This is a genomic window from Telluria sp. LT2P80 (assembly GCF_059685955.1).
Genome location: NZ_JCASIO010000011.1, coordinates 70,602 through 90,502, shown reverse-complemented (window position 1 = coordinate 90,502; position 19,901 = coordinate 70,602). Strand labels below are relative to the sequence as shown.

Annotated in this window: 19 protein-coding genes; 15 read left to right on the top strand and 4 right to left on the bottom strand. The window is 64.2% G+C overall.

All coding sequences use genetic code 11. The features are described 5' to 3' along the window. Positions 1-53 precede the first annotated feature (53 nt). From gshB to AC56LW_RS21940, 8 genes are all read left to right on the top strand, one after another. Complete coding sequence (gene gshB / locus AC56LW_RS21975) at positions 54-998, top strand: glutathione synthase (RefSeq protein ID WP_183556648.1); 945 nt, start codon at positions 54-56, stop codon at positions 996-998. A gap of 4 nt (positions 999-1,002) precedes the next feature. Then, positions 1,003-1,404, top strand: a complete 402-nt coding sequence (locus tag AC56LW_RS21970; RefSeq protein ID WP_183556650.1) for a PTS sugar transporter subunit IIA — start codon at positions 1,003-1,005, stop codon at positions 1,402-1,404. Positions 1,405-1,491: 87 nt separating this feature from the next. Next, on the top strand, positions 1,492-1,761 hold the full coding sequence (locus AC56LW_RS21965; RefSeq protein WP_183556652.1) for an HPr family phosphocarrier protein: 270 nt from the start codon (positions 1,492-1,494) through the stop codon (positions 1,759-1,761). Between the two features lie 41 nt (positions 1,762-1,802). Beyond that, positions 1,803-3,557 (top strand): phosphoenolpyruvate--protein phosphotransferase, encoded by a 1,755-nt coding sequence (gene ptsP, locus AC56LW_RS21960; RefSeq protein ID WP_332532526.1) that lies wholly within the window; start codon positions 1,803-1,805, stop codon positions 3,555-3,557. Between the two features lie 67 nt (positions 3,558-3,624). Beyond that, the gene (gene metX / locus AC56LW_RS21955) at positions 3,625-4,794 is read left to right on the top strand and encodes a homoserine O-succinyltransferase MetX (RefSeq protein WP_499637605.1); all 1,170 of its coding nucleotides are present in this window, start codon (positions 3,625-3,627) and stop codon (positions 4,792-4,794) included. Continuing rightward, positions 4,791-5,408: a methionine biosynthesis protein MetW gene (gene metW, locus AC56LW_RS21950; RefSeq protein ID WP_332532528.1), complete on the top strand. Its 618-nt coding sequence runs from the start codon at positions 4,791-4,793 to the stop codon at positions 5,406-5,408. The genes metX and metW overlap by 4 nt, the downstream gene beginning before the upstream one ends. A gap of 148 nt (positions 5,409-5,556) precedes the next feature. Next, entirely contained in the window at positions 5,557-6,438 is an 882-nt protein-coding gene (locus tag AC56LW_RS21945) for a M48 family metallopeptidase (protein ID WP_332532529.1), read from the top strand. Positions 6,439-6,445: 7 nt separating this feature from the next. Beyond that, positions 6,446-7,384: a pseudouridine synthase gene (locus AC56LW_RS21940; protein WP_499637602.1), complete on the top strand. Its 939-nt coding sequence runs from the start codon at positions 6,446-6,448 to the stop codon at positions 7,382-7,384. Here the strand turns inward: AC56LW_RS21940 and AC56LW_RS21935 are convergent, their stop codons facing one another. Next, positions 7,385-8,155: an exodeoxyribonuclease III gene (locus AC56LW_RS21935; RefSeq protein WP_499637599.1), complete on the bottom strand. Its 771-nt coding sequence runs from the start codon at positions 8,153-8,155 to the stop codon at positions 7,385-7,387. A 201-nt stretch (positions 8,156-8,356) separates the two neighbouring features. Between AC56LW_RS21935 and AC56LW_RS21930 the strand changes: the two genes are divergently transcribed. From AC56LW_RS21930 to pyrE, 3 genes are read left to right on the top strand one after another with little or no spacing between them, the layout of a single operon-like run. Next, on the top strand, positions 8,357-9,298 hold the full coding sequence (locus AC56LW_RS21930; protein ID WP_499637596.1) for a PAS domain-containing protein: 942 nt from the start codon (positions 8,357-8,359) through the stop codon (positions 9,296-9,298). Next, a complete protein-coding gene (locus AC56LW_RS21925; RefSeq protein ID WP_499637593.1) occupies positions 9,298-10,317 on the top strand; it encodes a hybrid sensor histidine kinase/response regulator in 1,020 nt (339 codons plus the stop codon). The genes AC56LW_RS21930 and AC56LW_RS21925 overlap by 1 nt, the downstream gene beginning before the upstream one ends. A 32-nt stretch (positions 10,318-10,349) precedes the next feature. After that, positions 10,350-11,021, top strand: coding sequence for an orotate phosphoribosyltransferase (gene pyrE, locus AC56LW_RS21920; protein ID WP_183556670.1), 672 nt, complete (start codon positions 10,350-10,352; stop codon positions 11,019-11,021). Between the two features lie 470 nt (positions 11,022-11,491). Here pyrE and gatB read toward each other — a convergent pair whose 3' ends face one another. From gatB to gatC, 3 genes are read right to left on the bottom strand one after another with little or no spacing between them, the layout of a single operon-like run. Continuing rightward, positions 11,492-12,952: an Asp-tRNA(Asn)/Glu-tRNA(Gln) amidotransferase subunit GatB gene (gatB, locus tag AC56LW_RS21915; RefSeq protein WP_183556672.1), complete on the bottom strand. Its 1,461-nt coding sequence runs from the start codon at positions 12,950-12,952 to the stop codon at positions 11,492-11,494. Between the two features lie 32 nt (positions 12,953-12,984). Continuing rightward, on the bottom strand, positions 12,985-14,460 hold the full coding sequence (gatA, locus tag AC56LW_RS21910; protein WP_499637590.1) for an Asp-tRNA(Asn)/Glu-tRNA(Gln) amidotransferase subunit GatA: 1,476 nt from the start codon (positions 14,458-14,460) through the stop codon (positions 12,985-12,987). A 49-nt stretch (positions 14,461-14,509) separates the two neighbouring features. Beyond that, the gene (gatC, locus tag AC56LW_RS21905) at positions 14,510-14,809 is read right to left on the bottom strand and encodes an Asp-tRNA(Asn)/Glu-tRNA(Gln) amidotransferase subunit GatC (protein WP_499637587.1); all 300 of its coding nucleotides are present in this window, start codon (positions 14,807-14,809) and stop codon (positions 14,510-14,512) included. A 317-nt stretch (positions 14,810-15,126) separates the two neighbouring features. Here gatC and AC56LW_RS21900 point away from each other — a divergent pair, with 317 nt between their 5' ends. The 4 genes from AC56LW_RS21900 to mrdA all read left to right on the top strand — a co-directional run bounded on the left by AC56LW_RS21900 (position 15,127) and on the right by mrdA (position 19,900). Continuing rightward, positions 15,127-16,170 carry a rod shape-determining protein gene (locus AC56LW_RS21900; RefSeq protein WP_183556678.1) on the top strand — a complete coding sequence of 348 codons (1,044 nt, stop codon included), beginning with the start codon at positions 15,127-15,129 and terminating at the stop codon, positions 16,168-16,170. Positions 16,171-16,269: 99 nt separating this feature from the next. Beyond that, positions 16,270-17,349, top strand: a complete 1,080-nt coding sequence (gene mreC / locus AC56LW_RS21895; RefSeq protein WP_499637584.1) for a rod shape-determining protein MreC — start codon at positions 16,270-16,272, stop codon at positions 17,347-17,349. Between the two features lie 6 nt (positions 17,350-17,355). After that, a complete protein-coding gene (gene mreD, locus AC56LW_RS21890) occupies positions 17,356-17,874 on the top strand; it encodes a rod shape-determining protein MreD (RefSeq protein WP_183556682.1) in 519 nt (172 codons plus the stop codon). 25 nt (positions 17,875-17,899) lie between these two features. After that, positions 17,900-19,900 (top strand): penicillin-binding protein 2, encoded by a 2,001-nt coding sequence (mrdA, locus tag AC56LW_RS21885; protein WP_499637581.1) that lies wholly within the window; start codon positions 17,900-17,902, stop codon positions 19,898-19,900. Position 19,901: the final 1 nt, after the last annotated feature.

Sequence of the window (19,901 nt, the reverse complement as noted above, 5' to 3'; positions counted from 1 at the left end):
CGAGGTTTGCCGATTCGGGCTAAAATCAAGGTATTACATCGATTGGACGCCCCATGAAAATCGCTTTTCTCGCCGACCCGCTGTCCGGATTCAAGATTTACAAGGATTCGACCTTCGCCATGATGCGCGAGGCGGCCCGGCGCGGTCATGCTCTGTACTTCTTCGAACAGCGCGACATGGTGCTTGAAGAGGGCATCGTCAGCGCGCGCGTGATGCAGATCCACCTGACGGGCGAGCCGGATGTCTGGTACACGGCCGATGCCGCAGTCGATGTGAAGCTGTCCGAATTCGACGCGATCATCGAGCGCAAGGATCCGCCGTTCGACATGGAATACGTCTACGGCACCTACCTGCTCGAACTGGCCGTGCGCCAGGGCGCCTGCGTGATCAACAGCCCGTCGGCGATCCGCGACCACAACGAGAAACTGGCGATCGGCCAGTTCAGCCAATACACCTCGCCGACGATGGTCACTTCGGACGAAGCGCGCCTGCGCGCCTTCCACGCCAAGCACGGCGACGTGATCTTCAAGCCGCTCGACGGCATGGGCGGCGCCGGCATCTTCCGCGTGAAGAGCGATGCGCTCAATCTGGGGTCGATCATCGAGACGCTGACCGCCAACGGCCGCCACACGATCATGGCCCAGAAATTCATCCCGGCGATCGACAAGGGCGACAAGCGCGTGCTGGTCATCGGCGGCAAGCCGGTGCCGTTCGTGCTGGCGCGGATTCCGCAAAACGGCGAAGTGCGCGGCAACCTGGCCGCCGGCGGCATCGGCGTGGCGCAGCCGATCAGCGAGCGCGATCGCGAGATCGCCGAAGCCCTCGGCCCGTTGCTGGCCGAGCGTGGCCTGTTACTGGTAGGATTGGACGTGATCGGCGAGAACCTGACCGAAGTGAACGTGACCAGCCCGACCTGCTTCCAGGAGATCTTCGACCAGACCGGTTTTGACGTGGCCGCGATGTTCATCGACGCGGTCGAACAGAAAGTACTTGGATAACGACATGGTAGGCATTCTGCTCCTGACCCACGCACCTTTGGGCCAGGCATTCATCGCCGCGGCAACGCACGTATTTCGCGGCCCCACCGAGCGCGTCGAGGCAATCGACGTGACGGCTGACCAGGATATCGGCCAGATCAACTGCCTGGCCAAGGAAGCCATCGCGCGTCTTGACGATGGCGACGGCGTTCTGGTGATCACCGACGTCAAGGGCGGCACGCCGTCGAACTGCTGCAATTCGCTGGCCGACGCTGGCCACGTGGAAGTCATCGCCGGCATCAGCCTGCCGATGCTGCTGCGCGCGATCACCTACCGGCGCGACTCGCTCGACGTGGTCGTCGAGATGGCGCTGGCCGGTGCGCAGAACGGGGCAGTGCGGGTGGATAACCGGATCCGGGTGGGCTAGGGCAGGCGGCGATGGCGTTGGCAATGGCGATGCGTGCGAGGAGATACCGGGCGCAGTCAGACACATTACAAAAACGATAAAGCGACTATGATTCAACAAGAACTCGAGATCATCAACAAGCTGGGCCTGCACGCACGGGCCTCCGCCAAGTTCACGCAACTGGCCGCCAGGTACAAGAGCGACGTCTGGCTCACCCGCAACGGCCGGCGCATCAATGCCAAGTCGATCATGGGTGTCATGATGCTCGCCGCCGGCAAGGGCGCGAAGGTCACGCTCGAAGCCGATGGCGCCGACGAAGAAGCCGCGCTGGCCGCCCTGACGGCGCTCGTCAACGACAAGTTCGGTGAAGGTGAATAATGCCGCGTGAAGCGGTCCCCTCACGTTCAACGGATTCTTCCATGGCTTCCTTTCTCCTTCACGGCATTCCGGTTTCGCGCGGCATCGCGATCGGCCGCGCGCACCTGCTTACGCCAGCCGCACTCGACGTCAAGCATTACCTGGTCCCTGAAGAACAGGTCGAGGCCGAGGTGCAGCGCCTGCAGGATGCGATCGCCGCCGTCCACCACAATCTGCAGGAACTCTGGACCGGCCTGCCGAAGGATGCCCCGACCGAACTGGGCGCCTTCATCGACGTGCATGCGCTGATCCTGTCCGACCCGATGATCTCCGAGGCTCCGCTGGACATCATCCGTGCGCGCCACTACAACGCCGAGTGGGCGCTGGTGACACAGATCGATGAACTCTCGGCGCAGTTCGACGAGATCGAAGACCCCTACCTGCGCGAGCGCAAGTACGACATCCAGCAGGTCGCCGAGCGCGTGCTGAAGGTCTTGACCGGCACCGCGCTGAGCGTCGCGCCGGTGTTTGCCGACGAAGACCAGCCACCGCCACAGATGATCGTCGTGGCCCACGACATCTCGCCGGCCGACATGCTGGCATTTCGCGACCGATCGTTCATCGGCTTCGTCACCGACGTCGGCGGCCAGAATTCGCACACGGCCATCGTCGCGCGCAGCCTGGATATCCCGGCGGTCGTCGGCATGGACCAGGCCTCGCGCCTGGTGGAGCAGGACGACTGGCTGATCGTCGATGGCGACGCCGGCGTCGTCATCTGCAATCCGAGCCAGCTGGTGCTCGAGCAGTACCGCGCGCGCCAGATCACGATGGCCAAGGCACGCAAGCGTCTGCTCAAGCTCAAGAAAACGCCGGCCATCACGCGCGACGGCACCACGATCACGCTGCTGGCCAATATCGAACTGCCCGACGATTGTCCAGCGGCTCTGGAAGCCGGCGCCAATGGCGTGGGCCTGTTCCGCTCCGAATTCCTGTTCATGGGCCGCGGCGCGCAGGCGCTGCGCATCCCGGACGAAGAAGAACAGTTCGAGCAGTACCGAAAGGCGGTGCTGGCGATGAAGGGCCGCCCGGTCACGATCCGCACGCTCGACGTGGGCGCCGACAAGCCGCTCGACCAGACCGACCACACGGCGCTCAATCCGGCGCTCGGCCTGCGCGCGATCCGCTATTGCCTGGCCGAGCCGCAGATGTTTTTGGTGCAGCTGCGCGCGATCCTGCGCGCGTCGGCCTTCGGCAAGGTGCGCATCCTGATCCCGATGCTCGCGCATGCATTCGAGATCGACCAGACGCTGGGCATGATCGAGCAGGCCAAGATCCAGCTGCGCGACGAGAAGATCCGCTTCGACGAAGGCATCGAGGTCGGCGCCATGATCGAGATCCCGGCTGCCGCGCTGGCGCTGCCGCTGTTCGTGCGCCGCATGGATTTTTTATCGATCGGTACCAATGACCTGATCCAGTATCTGCTGGCGATCGACCGCGTCGATTACGAAGTGGCGCACCTGTATAATCCGCTGCACCCGGCGGTGCTGCAACTGATCGCCTCGACCATCGCCACGGGCCACAAGGCCGGGCTGGATGTGGCGGTGTGCGGCGAGATGGCCGGCGACGTCAAGCTCACGCGCCTGTTGCTGGGCATGGGCCTGCGCGAGTTTTCGATGCACCCGGCGCAGCTGCTGGCGGTGAAACAGGAAATTTTGAATACCGACCTTGGCGTGGTCACGACCCGTACCCGGCGCATCCTGCGCGCGATGGAGCCGGGTGAAATCGCCAGCGCCGTCGAGCAGTTGCAGACCCTGTGAGTCGCGCGCCGTTGCCATGCCCGGCAACGGCGCCACCACCGCATCATCAATCAAAGCACACAGTCCCATGGGATCTCTAGGAATAGTCACACCGCAGGCGATGCACTTCGCCGAGCCGCTGCGCCTGCAAAGCGGCGCCCAGCTCAGCAACTACACGCTGATGTATGAAACCTATGGCACGCTCAACGCCGACAGGTCCAATGCGGTGCTGGTCTGCCACGCCCTGAACGCCTCGCACCACGTCGCCGGCCAGTACGATTCGCCCAAGAGCGCCGGCTGGTGGGACAATATGGTCGGCCCGGGCAAACCCGTGGACACCGACCGTTTCTTCGTCATTGGCGTGAACAATCTGGGCTCGTGCTTCGGCTCGACCGGTCCGATGCATGTCAACGCAGAAACCGGCAAGCCATATGGCGCGAGCTTTCCGCTGGTGACCGTGGAAGACTGGGTGACCGCGCAGGCGCTGCTGGCCGACCGTCTCGGCATCGACCGCTTTGCCGCCGTGATGGGCGGCTCGCTGGGCGGCATGCAGGCCCTGTCGTGGAGCATCAAGTTCCCCGAGCGCCTGCGCCACTGCATCGTGATCGCGTCCACGCCGAAGCTGTCGGCCCAGAACATCGCTTTCAACGACGTCGCGCGCCAGGCGATCCTGACCGACCCCGATTACCACGGCGGCGACTTCTACGAGCATGGCGTGGTGCCGAAGAACGGCCTGAAAGTGGCGCGCATGATCGGCCACATCACGTATCTGTCGAACGACGACATGGCCGAGAAGTTCGGGCGCAAGCTGCGCAACGCGGCGGAAACCAATGACTACAACTTCGACTTTGGCGTGGACTTCGAGATCGAATCCTACCTGCGCTACCAGGGCGACAAGTTCTCGGAATACTTCGACGCCAATACCTACCTGTTGATTACCAAGGCGCTCGACTACTTCGATCCGGCGCGCGAGTACGACGGCGATCTCGAAAAGGCGCTCGCCGGCACCAAGGCGCAGTTCCTGATCGCGTCGTTTACGACCGACTGGCGCTTCTCGCCCGAGCGCAGCCGCGAGATCGTCGAAGCCCTGATCAGCAACCGGCGCCGCGTGACCTACGCCGAAATCGACGCGCCGCACGGCCACGATGCCTTCCTGCTCGACGATGCGCGCTACATGAACGTGGTGCGCGCGTATTACAACCGCATCGCCCTTGAACTGGCCCCGGGCGCCATCACCACCGCCACGGAGGCCGCATGAATTTCGCCGACCTCAATACGCTGCGGCCCGACCTCGCTTTCATCGCGCACTGGGTGGGCGAGCGCGCCCACGTGCTCGACGTTGGTTGCGGCGACGGCGCCATGCTGCGCTACCTCGAATCCGGCAAGCGCTGCTCGGGCTACGGCATCGAGATCGCCGACGACAAAGTCCTGGAAAGCACCGCGCGTGGGATCAACGTGATCCAGCACGATATGGAAAAGGGCCTGGGCCTTTTTGGCGACAACACGTTCGACACCGTGCTGTGTCTGAATTCGCTGCAGATGATGCAGCATGTCGAAGGCCTGCTGCGCGACATCGTGCGCGTCGGCCACGAAGCGATCGTCTCGTTCCCGAACTTCGCGCACTGGCCGCACCGCCTGGCGCTGCTGCGCGGGCGCATGCCGGTTTCGCGTGCGCTGCCGTACCAGTGGTATGACACGCCAAACGTGCGCTGCGCCACGATCTACGATTTCCAGGAACTGGCGGTCGAATGCGGCCTGGAAGTGCTGGAATGCGTGGCGCTGGCCGACGGCAAGGTGGTCAAGTTCCTGCCGAACCTGCGCGGCAGCATGGCGGTCTTCCGCCTGCGTAAAAAAGCGCCGCCGGCAGCGTAACGCGGGGCAGGTTGCGACTTATGTGCGTTGGCGGCTTGAGCGGGGCCGGTACATACGGCATGATCACGTCGATTCTGCGCGGGCGCTGCCCATTTATAACCAATTTTGAGAGGCCGGCTGCCAACAACAGCCTGCCGGAGCCATGATGATGAAACTGAAACAACTCGCCGTTTGTCTGACCCTGTTCGCCGCGACCGGCCTGGCCACGGCGCAGGAGGCCGGCGTCGTCGTCCAGGATGGCATCGAGGTCAAGCCACTGTCGCGCATGCGCGTGCTGGCGCCCGAAGAGCAGGTCAACGAAGCCGCGCGCCTGCAGTACACCGAGATGATGAGCCAGGCCAAGGAGAAAGGCTTGCTGGCCCCGGCCACCGACCCGCAGCTCAAGCGTCTGCGCACGATCGCCCAGCGCATCATCCCGTTCACGCCGCGCTGGAATCCGGTGGCCAGCAAGTGGGACTGGCAGGTCAACCTGATCCAGGCCGACGAGGTCAACGCGTTCTGCATGCCGGGTGGCCGCATTGGCTTCTACACCGGCATCCTCACCAAGCTGCAGCTGACCGACGACGAAGCCGCGGCCATCATGGGCCACGAGATCGCCCACGCACTGCGCGAGCACGGGCGCGAGCGCCTGGCCAAGTCCAACGTCACCGCGCTGGGCGCGCGTGTCGGCGGCGCGCTGTTGTCGGGCATTTTCGGCGTCGATCCCAACCTGACTGCTACCGCGGCCAATGGCCTGGGCAGCATGCTGGTGCTGAAATTCTCGCGCGACGAAGAACGCGAGGCCGACCTGGTGGGCCTGGATATCTCGTCGCGCGCCGGTTACGATCCGCGCGCCGGCATCGTCCTGTGGCGCAAGATGGCCACGCTGAACCAGAGCGCGCCGATGGAAATCCTGTCGACCCACCCGGGCGGCGACACCCGCATCAAGGACATGGAAGCGCACATGAACGTCTTGCTGCCGCTGTATGCGCGTGCCAAGAAGACGACGGTCGCCAAGCTGCCGGCCTACAAGAGCACTGCGCTGAATTGAGGCGTTGATGGGCAGTAGCGCCAGGGGCCGTCAGGCCGAAGCCAATGCGGTCGTCCCGCTGCCCCTGCGTGACGGCGTCGCGCCCAGCTATCTGTGGCTGACCGAGACGCGCGCCGGCGGCATGCTGCGCTTTTTATGCGAGCGCTTTCCCGACGTGCCGATGCAATCCTGGGCAGCGCGGCTGGAACGGGGTGAAGTCGTCGACGCGAAGGGCGCGCGGGTGGCGTTCGATACGCCGGTGCGCCAGGGCATGCGCATCTGGTACTACCGCGAGCTCGACGTGCCTGAGGTGCCGATCCCGTTCCAGGAGGCGGTGCTGTTCCAGGATGATCACATCCTGGTCGCCGACAAGCCGCATTTTTTACCAACGATTCCGAGCGGGCGCTTCCTGAGGGAGACGCTGCTGGTGCGCCTGAAGCGCACGTACGATTTGCCGCACCTGGTGCCGATCCACCGGCTCGATCGCGAGACGGCGGGCGTGGTGATCTTTTCGCACAATCCCGCGTCGCGTGGCGCCTACCAGTCGATGTTCCAGAAGCGCGTGGTCACCAAAACCTATGAAGCGATCGCGCCGCTGCTGCAGGGGCGCAGCTTGCCGTTTACGTACCGCAGCCGCATGCAGGATGCGGCGCAGTTCTTTCTCAGCGAAGAAGTGGCGGGCGAACCCAATTCGGAAACCCTGATCGAATTGATCGAGCAGCGCGGGCCGCTGGCACGGTACCGGCTGCATCCGCACACGGGGCGCAAGCACCAGCTGCGCCTGCACCTGGCGTCGCTGGGTGCGCCGATTGTCGGCGACAGTTTTTATCCAGTAGCGCGGCCCTGCGGCAGCGACGATTTCAGCGCGCCGCTGCAGTTGCTGGCGCGCGCCATCGCGTTCGACGATCCGCTCACGCGCCAGGCGCGCAGCTTTGCCAGCCGCTTCGATTTGCGCTGGCCGGCGTGATTACAGGTCGTAGTCGATGATGAGCGGGGCGTGGTCCGAGAACTTCACGTCCTTGTAGACCGAGACGGTTTTGGCGCGCGCCGCGATGCCGGGCGTGGCGACGTGATAGTCGATGCGCCAGCCGACGTTCTTCGCGTAGGCCTGGCCGCGGTTGCTCCACCATGTGTACTGGTCAGGGCGCGCATCCAGGCCGCGGTGCACGTCGACCATCCCCAGCTCGTCGAAAATGCGCGTCATCCAGGCCCGTTCTTCGGGCAGGAAGCCTGAATTCTTCAGGTTGCCCTTCCAGTTCTTAAGGTCGATCTCCTTGTGCGCGATGTTCCAGTCGCCGCAGATGACGACTTCGCGGCCTTCGGCCTGCAGTGCCTGCAGATGCGGCAGGAAGACTTCCATGAAGCGGAACTTGGCCAGCTGGCGCTCGGGCGACGAGGAGCCGGACGGGCAGTAGACCGAGATGACGGTCAGGTTGCCGAAGTCGCAGCGCGTGTAGCGGCCTTCGGCATCGAACTCGAGGCAGCCGAAACCGATGCGGTGCTGGTCGGGTTCGGTGCGGCTGTAGACGCCGGTGCCCGAGTACCCCTTTTTCTCGGCGTAGTGGAAACGCCCGTGGTAGCCGTGCGGGCGCAGGAAGTCCTCGGTCATGTCGGCTTCCTGGGCCTTGAGTTCCTGGACGCAGATGTAGTCGGCATCCTGCGTCGCCAGCCAGTCAAAGAAGCCCTTCTTGTGGGCGGAGCGGATACCGTTGAGGTTTGCGGAGATGATTCGTGGCATGAAGATGGTCAGGCAGATGAAAGAGGGCAGGGCGCACCCGGAGGCACGCCGATAGCCGGCAAGTGTAGCGTGTTTTGATGCTTCCCGTCATGCCTTGAGCCTGTTGCTTTATGGGGACTGGCGGTGATGAATGGCAACGATCTGCTACACTGTCAGTCCCCTGCGCGTCGATGGCACGCCGCATTTTCCCTTCCCGATCCCATGAACACTGACAAACCGCTCCCTGCGGACGTCGTCGCTATTCCCGTGCGCGCGCACGATGACGCCACGGCCGCTGAACTCTACGATTTCGTGGAGAACGCCGTCGAAGGGCTGCACCGCGTCGGCCCCGACGGCACCATCCTGTGGGCGAATCGCGCCGAATTGCAGATGCTCGGCTACGGCTGGGAAGACTACGTCGGTCGGCATATCGCCGACTTCCACGAAGACCCGGCCACGATCGACTTCATCCTGCGCACGCTGCTCGCGGGCGAGGCGCTGTACGACCAGCCGGCGCGCCTGCGCTGCAAGGATGGCTCGATCAGGCACGTGCTGATCCACTCGAACGGGCATTTCGTCGACGGCCAGCTGCGCTACACGCGCTGCTTCACGCGCGATGCGTCCGAACGTCATGAGCGCGACCAGGCGCTGGCGCAGCGCGATGCCATGCTGATGGCCGCGCCGGTGGCGGCGGCACTGTTGATGGGGCCCGAGCTGCGCTTCCGGCTGGTGAACAACCGCTACCGCGATCTGATCGACACCAGCAGCATGCTGGGCCAGACCTTCGACGAAGCGTTCCCGCATCTGGGCGGTGCCGGCGTGGCCGACGCGGTCGCGCGCGTCTACGCCAGCGGCATGTCGTACCAGGCGGAGGAGCTGTCAGTCACGCGCCTGGATGCAGAGGGTCAACCGGTCGAGCGCTTCTTCAAGTTCAGCCTGGAGCCGCTGCTGGATCTGGACGGCCGGCCGGAAGGCGTGATCGTGGTGGCGGTCGACGTGACCGAGCACGTGCGCAACCGCCTGGCGATCGAGCATGCAGCCCGCGAGCGCGAGCAGCTGCTGGTCGACCTGGGCGCGGCCAGCCAGGCCAAGGATGAATTCCTGGCGATGCTGGGCCACGAGCTGCGCAATCCGCTGTCGCCGATCGTCACCGCGCTGAACTGATGCGCATGCGGGGTGATGGCGCGTACGGCCGCGAGGGCGAGATCATCCAGCGCCAGGTCGACCATCTGGTGCGGCTGGTGGACGACCTGCTCGACGTCTCGCGCGTCACGCGCGGCAAGATCGAACTGAAGTTCGAGCAGGTCGAGATGGCGCAGGTGACGGGCCGCGCGCTCGAGATGGCGAGCCTGCTGGTCGAGCAGCGCGGTCACCATCTCGAGGTCGATGTCGAAGCGGGCCTGGCGTGGGAAGGCGATCCGGCGCGGCTGGTGCAGGTGGTGTCGAACCTCTTGACCAATGCCGCACGCTACACCGAGCCGGGCGGCCGGATCTGGCTGTGCGCACGGCGCGACGACGCGGACATGGTCGAGATCAGCGTGCGCGACACGGGCATCGGCCTGGCACCGGACATGCGCGAGCAGGTGTTCGAGCTGTTCTTCCAGGGCAAACGCAGCATCGACCGCGCGGAAGGCGGGCTCGGAATCGGGCTGGCGCTGGTCAGGAACATCGTCGAACTGCATGGCGGCACAGTCGAAGCGCGCAGCGAAGGGCGGGGCCTGGGCAGCGAGTTCGTGGTGCGCCTGCCGCTGCACGGCGTGGCGGGGCTGTCAGCACCGGTGACCGTTGTGGCCGCGCCGGCCACCGACAGCGCGCCGCAGCGGGTGCTGGTGGTGGACGACAATGCCGACGGCGCCAATACGCTGGCGCGCCTGCTGACGGCGCATGGGCACACGGTCGAGGTGTATCACGATCCGGTAGCCGCGCTGGCGGCGATCGAGCGCTTCCGGCCCGACGTCGCGCTGCTCGACATCGGCCTGCCGGTGCTCGACGGCTACCAGCTCGCCGCGCGCATCCACGCGCTGCCGGCGGGACGCCTGTGCCGGCTGGTCGCGCTGACCGGGTACGGCCAGGCCATGGACCGTGCGCGCAGCCAGGCCAGCGGCTTCGCGGCGCACATGGTCAAGCCGATCAGCGGGGCCGAAGCACTACGGGTCGTCGCCGGCAGGGCCGTGAGCGATTAAAATAGCCGCTTTCGACATCCAGGGAGAAGTACATGACTGATCTGCGCCAGCAATTCATCGGGTTTTCGGTCGAGGCCGAAGTATTGAAGTTCGGCCAATTCACGACCAAGGCCGGGCGCCTGTCGCCATACTTCTTCAACGCCGGCCTGTTCCACGACGGCGCCACGCTGGGCAAGCTGGCCCAGTTCTACGCGCAGACGCTGCTCGACTCGGGCGTCGAATTCGATATGCTGTTCGGCCCGGCCTACAAGGGCATCACGCTGGCCTCCGCCACGGCAGTGGCCCTGGCCGCGAAAGGCCGCGACACGTCGTACGCCTACAACCGCAAGGAAGCGAAAGACCACGGCGAAGGCGGCACGATCGTCGGCGCCAAGCTGCAGGGCAAGGTCGTGATCATCGACGACGTGATCAGCGCCGGCACCTCGGTGCGCGAATCGGTCGCCATGATCCGCGCCGCCGGCGCCGAGCCAGCCGCCGTCCTGATCGCACTGGACCGCATGGAGCGCTCGGGCGCCGACGACGCACTCTCCGAGCAGTCAGCCGTACAAGAAGTCTCGCGCGAATTCAACATCCCGGTGATCTCGATCGCCAACCTTGCCGACCTCTTCACCTACCTCGACACCCACACCGCCGACCCCCGCCTGTCGCAACACAAAGACGCCGTCTCCGCCTACCGCACCCGCTACGGCATCCAAAAGCAATAGCCCAACAATGAGGGTCAGAGTAGATTTGTTGGGCAATTACCCAAAGTTGTCAAACAATTCGACTCTGACCCTAATTTAGATTGGCGGAAACTCTTGCAAATTAATTAGGGTCAGAGTCGACTTATTGGGCAATTTTCTAGAGTTGTCAAACAATTCGACTCTGACCCTCATTGTTTATGTGCTTATAGGAATCGATTTATTTTCCGCTTGGAATATCGCTTGTCAGTTTAATGATTTGACCAGGAATCGAATCAGCTTTCCTGCTTTGCGGACAGTTTGGGCCATCCAAACAAATAGGGTCAGAGTCGAATTGTTGGGCAATTGCTCGCGGTCGCCCGATAAGTGGGGACAGAGTCCCTAGGCTGGGCAATTGCTGTGGGTAAAAATGAATCAGGGTCAGCGCCGGATTGCTGGCAATTGTGGGCAATTGCTCAATAATTCGACTCTGACCCTGATTGAGGTGGGGCGGGTTAGCTGGTCAGCTTTTTCTTCAGTAGTTCAGTCACTTGCGCTGGGTTGGCTTTGCCTTTGGAGGCTTTCATGGCCTGGCCGATCAGTGCATTGATCGCTGCTTCTTTGCCGGCGCGGTATTGTTCGACGGATTTGGCGTTGGCGGCCAGGACTTCGTCGACAATGGCTTCCAGTGCGCCCGTGTCGGAGATCTGTTTCAGGCCTTTCTGGTCGATGACGGTGTCGGCCAGCGCTTCGTCGTCCGATTTCGCATCCCACATTGCTGCGAAGACTTCTTTTGCGGCCTTGTTCGAGATCGTGCCGTCGGCGATGCGCTTGAGCAGCAGCGCCAGTTGCGCGGCGCTCACTGGCGAAGCCTGCAGCTCGACGCCTTCGCGGTTCAGCGTCGACGAGACGTCGCCCATCATCCAGTTGGCAGCCGACTTCGCGTTTTCTTTCCCGGCTTTCGCCACCACCGCTTCGTAGTACGTCGCCATCGTCTGCGACGACGTCAGCACCAGGCTGTCGTATTCGGGCAGGCCGTACTCACCCGTGAAGCGTGCGCGCATGGCGCCTGGCAGTTCCGGCATCTCCGCTTTCACGCGCTCGATCCAGTCCTGGCCGATTGCCAGCGGCGGCAGGTCGGGGTCGGGGAAGTAGCGGTAATCCTGCGCGTCTTCTTTCGTGCGCATCGAGCGCGTTTCTTTGCGGTCCGGGTCCCACAGGCGCGTGGCCTGAATGACCTTGCCGCCGTCTTCGATCAGCTCGATCTGGCGCCGCACTTCGTAGTGGATCGCTTCTTCCATGAAGCGGAACGAATTCAGGTTCTTGATTTCGCAGCGCGTGCCGAATTCCTGCTGGCCGACCGGGCGCACCGAGACGTTGACGTCGCAGCGGAACGAGCCCTCTTGCATATTGCCGTCGCAAACACCCAGCCACATCACCAGCGAGTGCATCGCCTTGGCATACGCCACCGCTTCGGCGGCGCTGCGCATTTCGGGCTCGGACACGATTTCCAGCAGCGGTGTGCCGGCGCGATTCAGGTCGATCCCGCTCATGCCCGCATAGTCTTCGTGCAGCGACTTGCCCGCGTCTTCCTCGAGGTGGGCGCGGGTCAGGTTGACCGTCTTCATTTCGAGCTTGCCGTCTTTTTCGTAGGCGAAGGTCAGCGTGCCACCCTGGACCACCGGATCGGCGAACTGGCTGATCTGGTAACCCTTCGGCAGGTCAGGATAAAAGTAGTTCTTGCGCGCGAAGACCGACTCCGGCGCGATGGTGCCGCCGACCGCCAGGCCGAAACGGATCGCGCGTTCGACCGCGCCGCGGTTCAGCACCGGCAGCACGCCCGGCAGCGCCAGGTCGACCGGGCTGGCTTGCGTGTTCGGCTCGGCGCCGAAACGGATCGCGCTGCCGCTGAAGATTTTCGATTGGGTCGTGAGCTGCACGTGGTTCTCAAGACCGATGACGACTTCCCATTGCATAGTGTTCTCTCTTTGTTCTGTGTCGGCGCGAATCAAACGCCGTCCGGCGTGCGCGTATGCCAATCGGTCGCGAGCTGGTACTGGTGTGCGATGTTGAGCAGCTTGGCTTCGGCGAAGTAGTTGCCGATGATTTGCAGGCCGACCGGCCGCTTGCCGTTCTTCTCGCCGGCGCCGAAGCCGCACGGGATCGACATGCCGGGCAGGCCCGCCAGGCTGGTCGAGAGCGTGTAGATGTCGGCCAGGTAGTTCGCCACCGGGTCGTTCGACTTGGCGCCCAGGTCCCACGCCACGGTCGGCGCGACCGGGCCCATGATCACGTCGCACTTGTCGGCGAACGCCGCCTGGAAGTCGTCGGCGATCAGGCGCCGGATCTTCTGCGCCTGCACGTAGTATGCGTCGTAATAGCCGTGGCACAGTACATAGGTGCCCACCAGGATGCGGCGCTTGACCTCGGTGCCGAAACCTTCGGCGCGGGTTTTGCGGTACATGTCCTGCAAATCCTTGTACTCGCTGGCGCGGTGGCCGTAACGTACACCGTCAAAGCGCGACAGGTTCGACGAGGCTTCGGCCGGCGCGATGATGTAATAGGTCGGGATCGACAGCGCGGTCTTCGGCAGCGAGATGTCCACCAGCGTCGCACCCAGTTTCACGAACTGTTCGAGCGCCGCGCGCACGGCAGCTTCGACGTCGCTCGCCAGGCCTTCGCCGAAATACTCGGCCGGCACGCCGATGCGCAGCCCGGTCAACGGGTGATCCAGCGCGCGCGTGTAGTCTTCCGCGACGTTGCCCTGGTCGACCGTCAGGCTGGTCGAATCGCGCTCGTCGAAGCCGATCATTTCATTCAGCAGCAGCGCGCAATCCTCGGCGCTCTTGGCGATCGGGCCGCCCTGGTCGAGCGACGAAGCAAACGCGATCATGCCGAAGCGCGATACACGCCCGTAGGTCGGCTTGATGCCGGTGACGCCGCAGAACGCGGCCGGCTGGCGGATCGAGCCGCCGGTGTCGGTGGCGGTGGCCGCCGGCGCCAGGCGCGCAGCGATCGCCGCCGCCGAGCCGCCCGACGAGCCGCCCGGCACTGCCGTCGTGTCCCATGGATTCTTCACTGCGCCGTAGGCCGAGTTTTCATTGGCCGAGCCCATCGCGAATTCGTCGAGGTTCACCTTGCCCAGCGTGACCATGCCAGCATTGCGGAAGCGCTCGACCACGGTCGCATCGAACGGGCTGACGTAGCCCTCGAGCATCTTCGAGCCGGCCGTCGTGCGCCAGTCGCGCGTGACGAAGATGTCCTTGTGCGCGATCGGCACGCCGGTCAGCGGGCCGGCCGTGCCGGCGGCGAAGCGCACGTCGGCCTCGGCGGCCTGGGCCAGCGAGCGCGCGTGGTCCACGTGCAGGAAGGCGTTATGCTCGCTGGCGTCGATGCGGCCGAGGTAGTGGCGCGTCAGTTCGGTGCTCGAGATCTGCTTCGAGTGCAGGAGCGCGGACAGCTCCTTGAGGGTCTTGTTATGCATGTGCGTGTCGATTCTAAAAGCGGATTCGTGAGCGATTCAAAAGCCGAGATTACTCGATGACCTTCGGCACCAGATACAGGCCGTCCTGCGCTTTCGGGGCCGGCGCCTGGTAATCGTCGCGGTGGTTCTGTTCGGTCACCACGTCGTCGCGCAAGCGCAGCGGCAGGGCGAGGATTGCCGACAGCGGCTGGGCCAGTGGCGCCACGCCGGTGGTGTCGACCGCCTGCATCTGCTCGGCCAGCGCGAAAATGCCGTTCAGCTCGGTCAGGGCGATTTCGGCATCGGCCTCGCTCATCTCGAGCTGGGCCAGGTTGGCAATGCGTTTTACGTCAGATAGGGTCAGGGACATGGCAAGGTGGCGCGGCCCAAGGCTACGCAGAATGTGATTAGGCGAATAAAGAATGTTGGCAAGTTGTCAGCGAACAGCATTTTAAAGTTGATAAAACCCTTCAAATATCGCGCAAACCGCTTGCAATTCGGTGGGGAAATCCACCTGTATTGGGCATGTAAACGACAAATTATAAGGTAGAATGGCGGGCTAATGCGTTGTCGTGGCGAAAGCTATGGCTCCCGCGCAATGAAAGTCCGCGGTGCCCTCGGTTGGCAGGTGCGGCACAGAATCCCCGATCAATGTTTAGGCGCACATTGATGCGCATCAGGACACCCATGTTTGGTTTTTTACGCAGCTATTTCTCGAACGACCTCGCCATTGACCTCGGTACCGCCAACACGCTGATTTACGTGCGTGGCCTGGGTATCGTGCTGGACGAGCCGTCGGTCGTCGCGATCCGCCAGCAGGGCGGGCCAAATGGCAAGAAGACGATCCAGGCGGTCGGCAAGGAAGCCAAGCAGATGCTGGGCAAGGTGCCGGGCAATATCGAGGCAATCCGCCCGATGAAGGATGGCGTGATCGCCGACTTTACGGTCACCGAACAGATGCTCAAGCAGTTCATCCGCATGGTGCACGAGTCCAAATTCTTCCGCCCGTCGCCACGCATCATCATCTGCGTGCCGTGCGGTTCGACCCAGGTCGAGCGCCGCGCGATCCGTGAATCGGCGCTTGGCGCCGGCGCCTCGCAGGTGTACCTGATCGAAGAGCCGATGGCTGCGGCCATCGGCGCCGGCCTGCCGGTGTCGGAGGCAACCGGCTCGATGGTGGTCGACATCGGCGGCGGCACCACCGAAGTGGGCATCATCTCGCTGGGCGGCATGGTCTACAAAGGCTCGGTGCGCGTGGGCGGCGACAAGTTCGACGAAGCCATCGTCAACTACATCCGCCGTAACTACGGCATGCTGATCGGCGAACAGACCGCCGAAGCGATCAAGAAGGCGATCGGCTCGGCGTTCCCGGGTTCGGAAGTCAAGGAGATGGAAGTCAAGGGCCGCAACCTGTCCGAAGGCATCCCGCGCTCGTTTACCATTTCGAGCAACGAGATCCTCGAAGCGCTGACCGACCCGCTGAACCAGATTGTCTCGGCCGTCAAGAACGCGCTGGAACAGGCCCCGCCCGAACTGGGCGCCGACATCGCCGAAAAGGGCATGATGCTCACCGGCGGCGGCGCGCTGCTGCGCGACCTGGATCGCCTGCTGATGGAAGAAACCGGCCTGCCGGTGCTGGTGGCCGAAGACCCGCTGACCTGCGTGGTGCGCGGCTCGGGCATGGCGCTGGAACGGATGGACAAACTCGGTTCCATCTTCTCGTACGAATAAGCCGCACGTGGTCTTCCAGGACGGGCAGGGCGTGCGGTCACAAGCTGCGCGCATCTGCCCGTCTTGATATGAACTCCCGCGTTACCACCACCAGAGCTCATGGAATATAGTCCTCCGCCGCTGTTCAAACAAGGCGCGCCCGCGCGTGTCAAGGTGACGGTGTTCGCGCTGATCGCGATCGTTCTGCTGGTGGTCGATGCCCGCATGGGGCTTCTTGCCGGCGTGCGTACGGTCGCCGCCACCGTGCTGTATCCGATGCAGATGGCCGCCATGCTGCCACGCGATGCAGTGGGCAATATGGGCGTCTATTTCTCGTCGGTCTCCACGCTGCAAAAACAGGTCCAGGCGCTGAAGAACCAGGAGCTGGCCCAGTCCCGCCTGCTGCAGCAGGCGCAGTTCCAGATGGCCGAGAACATCCACCTGCGGCGCCTGATGGACGGCAAGCAGCAACTGCCCGTGCAATCGCAGATGGCCGAAATCCTGTACGACGCGCGCGATCCGTCGACGCGCCGCATCGTCATCAACCGCGGCTCGCGCGACGACGTCACGCCCGGCCTGCCGGTGATCGACCATGCCGGCGTGGTCGGCCAGGTCACGCGCGTGTTCCCGTTCACGTCCGAAGTCACGCTGCTGACCGACAAGGACCAGGCCATTCCCGTCCAGGTGCTGCGCAGCGGCTTGCGCAGCATCGTCTACGGCCGCGGTCACTCCGGCCAGCTCGACCTGCGCTTCGTGGCCCAGGATGCCGACATCCAGGTTGGCGACGTGCTGGTCACGTCGGGCCTGGACGGCATGTATCCGGCCGGCCTGGCCGTGGCGCGTGTGACGCAGGTCGAAAAAGCGACCGGTTCGTTCGGCCGCGTGGTCGGCCTGCCGCTGGCCGGCATCGACCGCAATCGCCAGGTGCTCGTGATCATGTCGAACCACGCCTTGCCCGCGCGTCCGCCGCAGGAAACGCCGCCAACCGGCAACCGCCGCAAGCTGCCGGCAATGGCGCCGGTGCCGACGCCGCCGTTGCCCGCGTCGCCATTGCCGGCGGCTGGTGCGCCAACCGCGGTGCAGTCGCCGGTTGCGCCGGCGGCGCCGGTCACCCCGGGCGCCGCGCCAGGTACTGCACCGGTGCCGGCCGCATCGACGCCGGCCGCACCGACGCCGGCCGCACCGACCCCAACCCGATAAGCCACCATGCCAGGTAACCGCCCGCATTACATCCTGCTGCCCGTCAGCCCGCTGTTCATCACGTTCAGCCTGGTGTGCGCCTTCATGCTCAACCTGATGCCGTGGGGCCGCTGGCTCGGCGCGCCCGACTTCGTCGCACTGGTGCTGGTCTTCTGGGGCATCCACCAGCCGCGCAAGGTCGGCATCGGCGTCGCCTTTTGCATGGGCCTCCTGATGGACGTGCACGATGCGAGCCTCCTGGGCGAAAACGCGCTGGCCTATACGCTGCTGTCGTACTTCGCCATCATGATCCACCGCCGGGTGCTGTGGTTCCCGACGCTCACCCAGGCCATGCACGTGTTCCCGCTGCTCCTGATGGCGCAGGCGATCCAGCTGATCGTGCATTTCATCGTCTCCGGGCGCTTTCCGGGCCTGCTGCAGTTCATCGAGAGCGTGGTGGCGGTAATCCTGTGGCCCGTGATCACCTGGCTGCTGCTGGCGCCCCAGCGCCGCGCGGTCGACCGCGACCACACCCGTCCGATCTGACCGACCTGAATCGACCCATAAGCGCATGACCGAATTCAAAGACAGCGATCGCGAGATCCACCAGTTCCGGATGCGCCTGACGGTGCTGATCGGCCTGGTTTTCATTTGCTTTGGCCTGCTGGTCGCGCGTGTCGTGTGGCTGCAGGTGCTGCACCACGACCAGTACGCCGCCCAGGCCGAGGACAACCGCATCGCGCTGGTGCCGATCGTGCCTAACCGCGGCCTGATCGTCGACCGCAACGGCGTGGTCCTGGCGCGCAATTATTCGGCCTACACGCTCGAACTGACACCGTCCAAGCTGCAGGCGAACATGGAATCGGTGATCGACGAACTGGCCAAGCTGGTGCAGATCGAGCCGCGCGACCGGCGCCGCTTCAAGCGCTTGCTGGAAGAGTCGCGCAGCTTTGCCAGCGTTCCGCTGCGCACGCGCCTGACCGATGACGAAGTGGCGCGCTTCACGGCCCAGCGCTTCCGCTTTCCCGGCGTCGAAGTGCAGGCGCGCCTGTTTCGCCAGTATCCGATGGGCGAGGTGGCCTCGCACGTGATCGGCTATATCGGCCGCATCAACCAGAAGGAAGCCGACGCGCTGGAAGAGAGCGACGATGCTGCCAATTACAACGGCACCGACCACATGGGCAAGGAAGGTGTGGAGAAGCGCTACGAGCGCCAGCTGCACGGCCAGACCGGCTACGAGCAGGTCGAGCGCTCCGCTGGCGGGCGCGCCATCCGCACGCTGCGCCGCACGGCGCCAACGCCAGGCAGTAACCTGATCCTGTCGATCGACATCGAACTGCAAAAGATCGCCGAAGAAGCGTTTGGTGACCAGCGCGGCGCCCTGGTGGCGATCGAACCGGCCACCGGCGACGTGCTGGCCTATGTGTCGCGCCCCGGCTTCGATCCGAACCTGTTCGTCGACGGCATCGATACCCAGAGCTGGAACGAACTCAATACCTCGCTCGACAAGCCTTTGATGAACCGGCCGCTGTCGGGCACCTATCCGCCCGGGTCAACCTTCAAGCCGTTCATGTCGCTGGCAGCGCTCGAGCTGGGGTTCCGCCGGCCGCAGGATGCGATCCGCGACCCCGGTTTCTTCATGCTGGGCGGGCACCGCTTCAACGATGACAAGCCGGGCGGCCATGGCATCGTCAATATGTACCACTCGATCGCCCACTCGTGCGACACCTATTACTATCAGCTGTCCAACGAGATGGGCATCGATAACATCTCGAAGTTCATGCGCGAATTCGGCTTTGGCCAGCCGACCGGGATCGACCTCGATTACGAAAAGACGGGCGTGCTGCCCTCGAAGGAGTGGAAGGCCGAGCGCTTCAAGCGCAGTCCTGCAGCCCAGAAGTGGGTCGGCGGCGACACCATTTCGGTCTCGATCGGCCAGGGCTTCAACAACTACACGATGCTGCAACTGGCGCACGCCACCGCGATCCTGGCCAACAATGGCGTGGTGATGAAGCCGCACCTGGTCAAGATGATCGAGGATGGCGCCACGCGCGAGCGCACGCTGACCGTGCCGAAGGAAACCCGGCGCCTGGCCATGAAGCCCGAGCACATCGCCTTCATCAAGGATGCGATGGCGGGCGTGATCCGCGAAGGCACCGGCCAGAAAGCCTTTGCCGGCGCCCTGTACACGGCTGGCGGCAAGACCGGCACCGCCCAGGTGATCGGCCTGCGCGGCAAGAAATACAATGCCAACGCGATCGATGAACGCCACCGCGACAATGCGCTGTTTACCGTGTTTGCGCCGGCCGAGCAGCCGCGCATCGCGCTGGCGATGGTCGTTGAAAATGCCGGCTTTGGCGGCGCCGTGGCCGCGCCGATCGCGCGCAAGGTGCTCGATTACGCCATCCTGGGCAAGCGCCCGGCGCCGCCGCCTGAACCAAAAAAGGCCGAGCGCCCCGTCACCGTCAAGAAGACCGCGCCAGCGCCAGCACCAGCACCAGCACCAGCACCAGCGCCCGTGACCGCACCGCTCCAGACGGCCAGCGTGTCCGCCGTCACCCGAACCGAGTAAA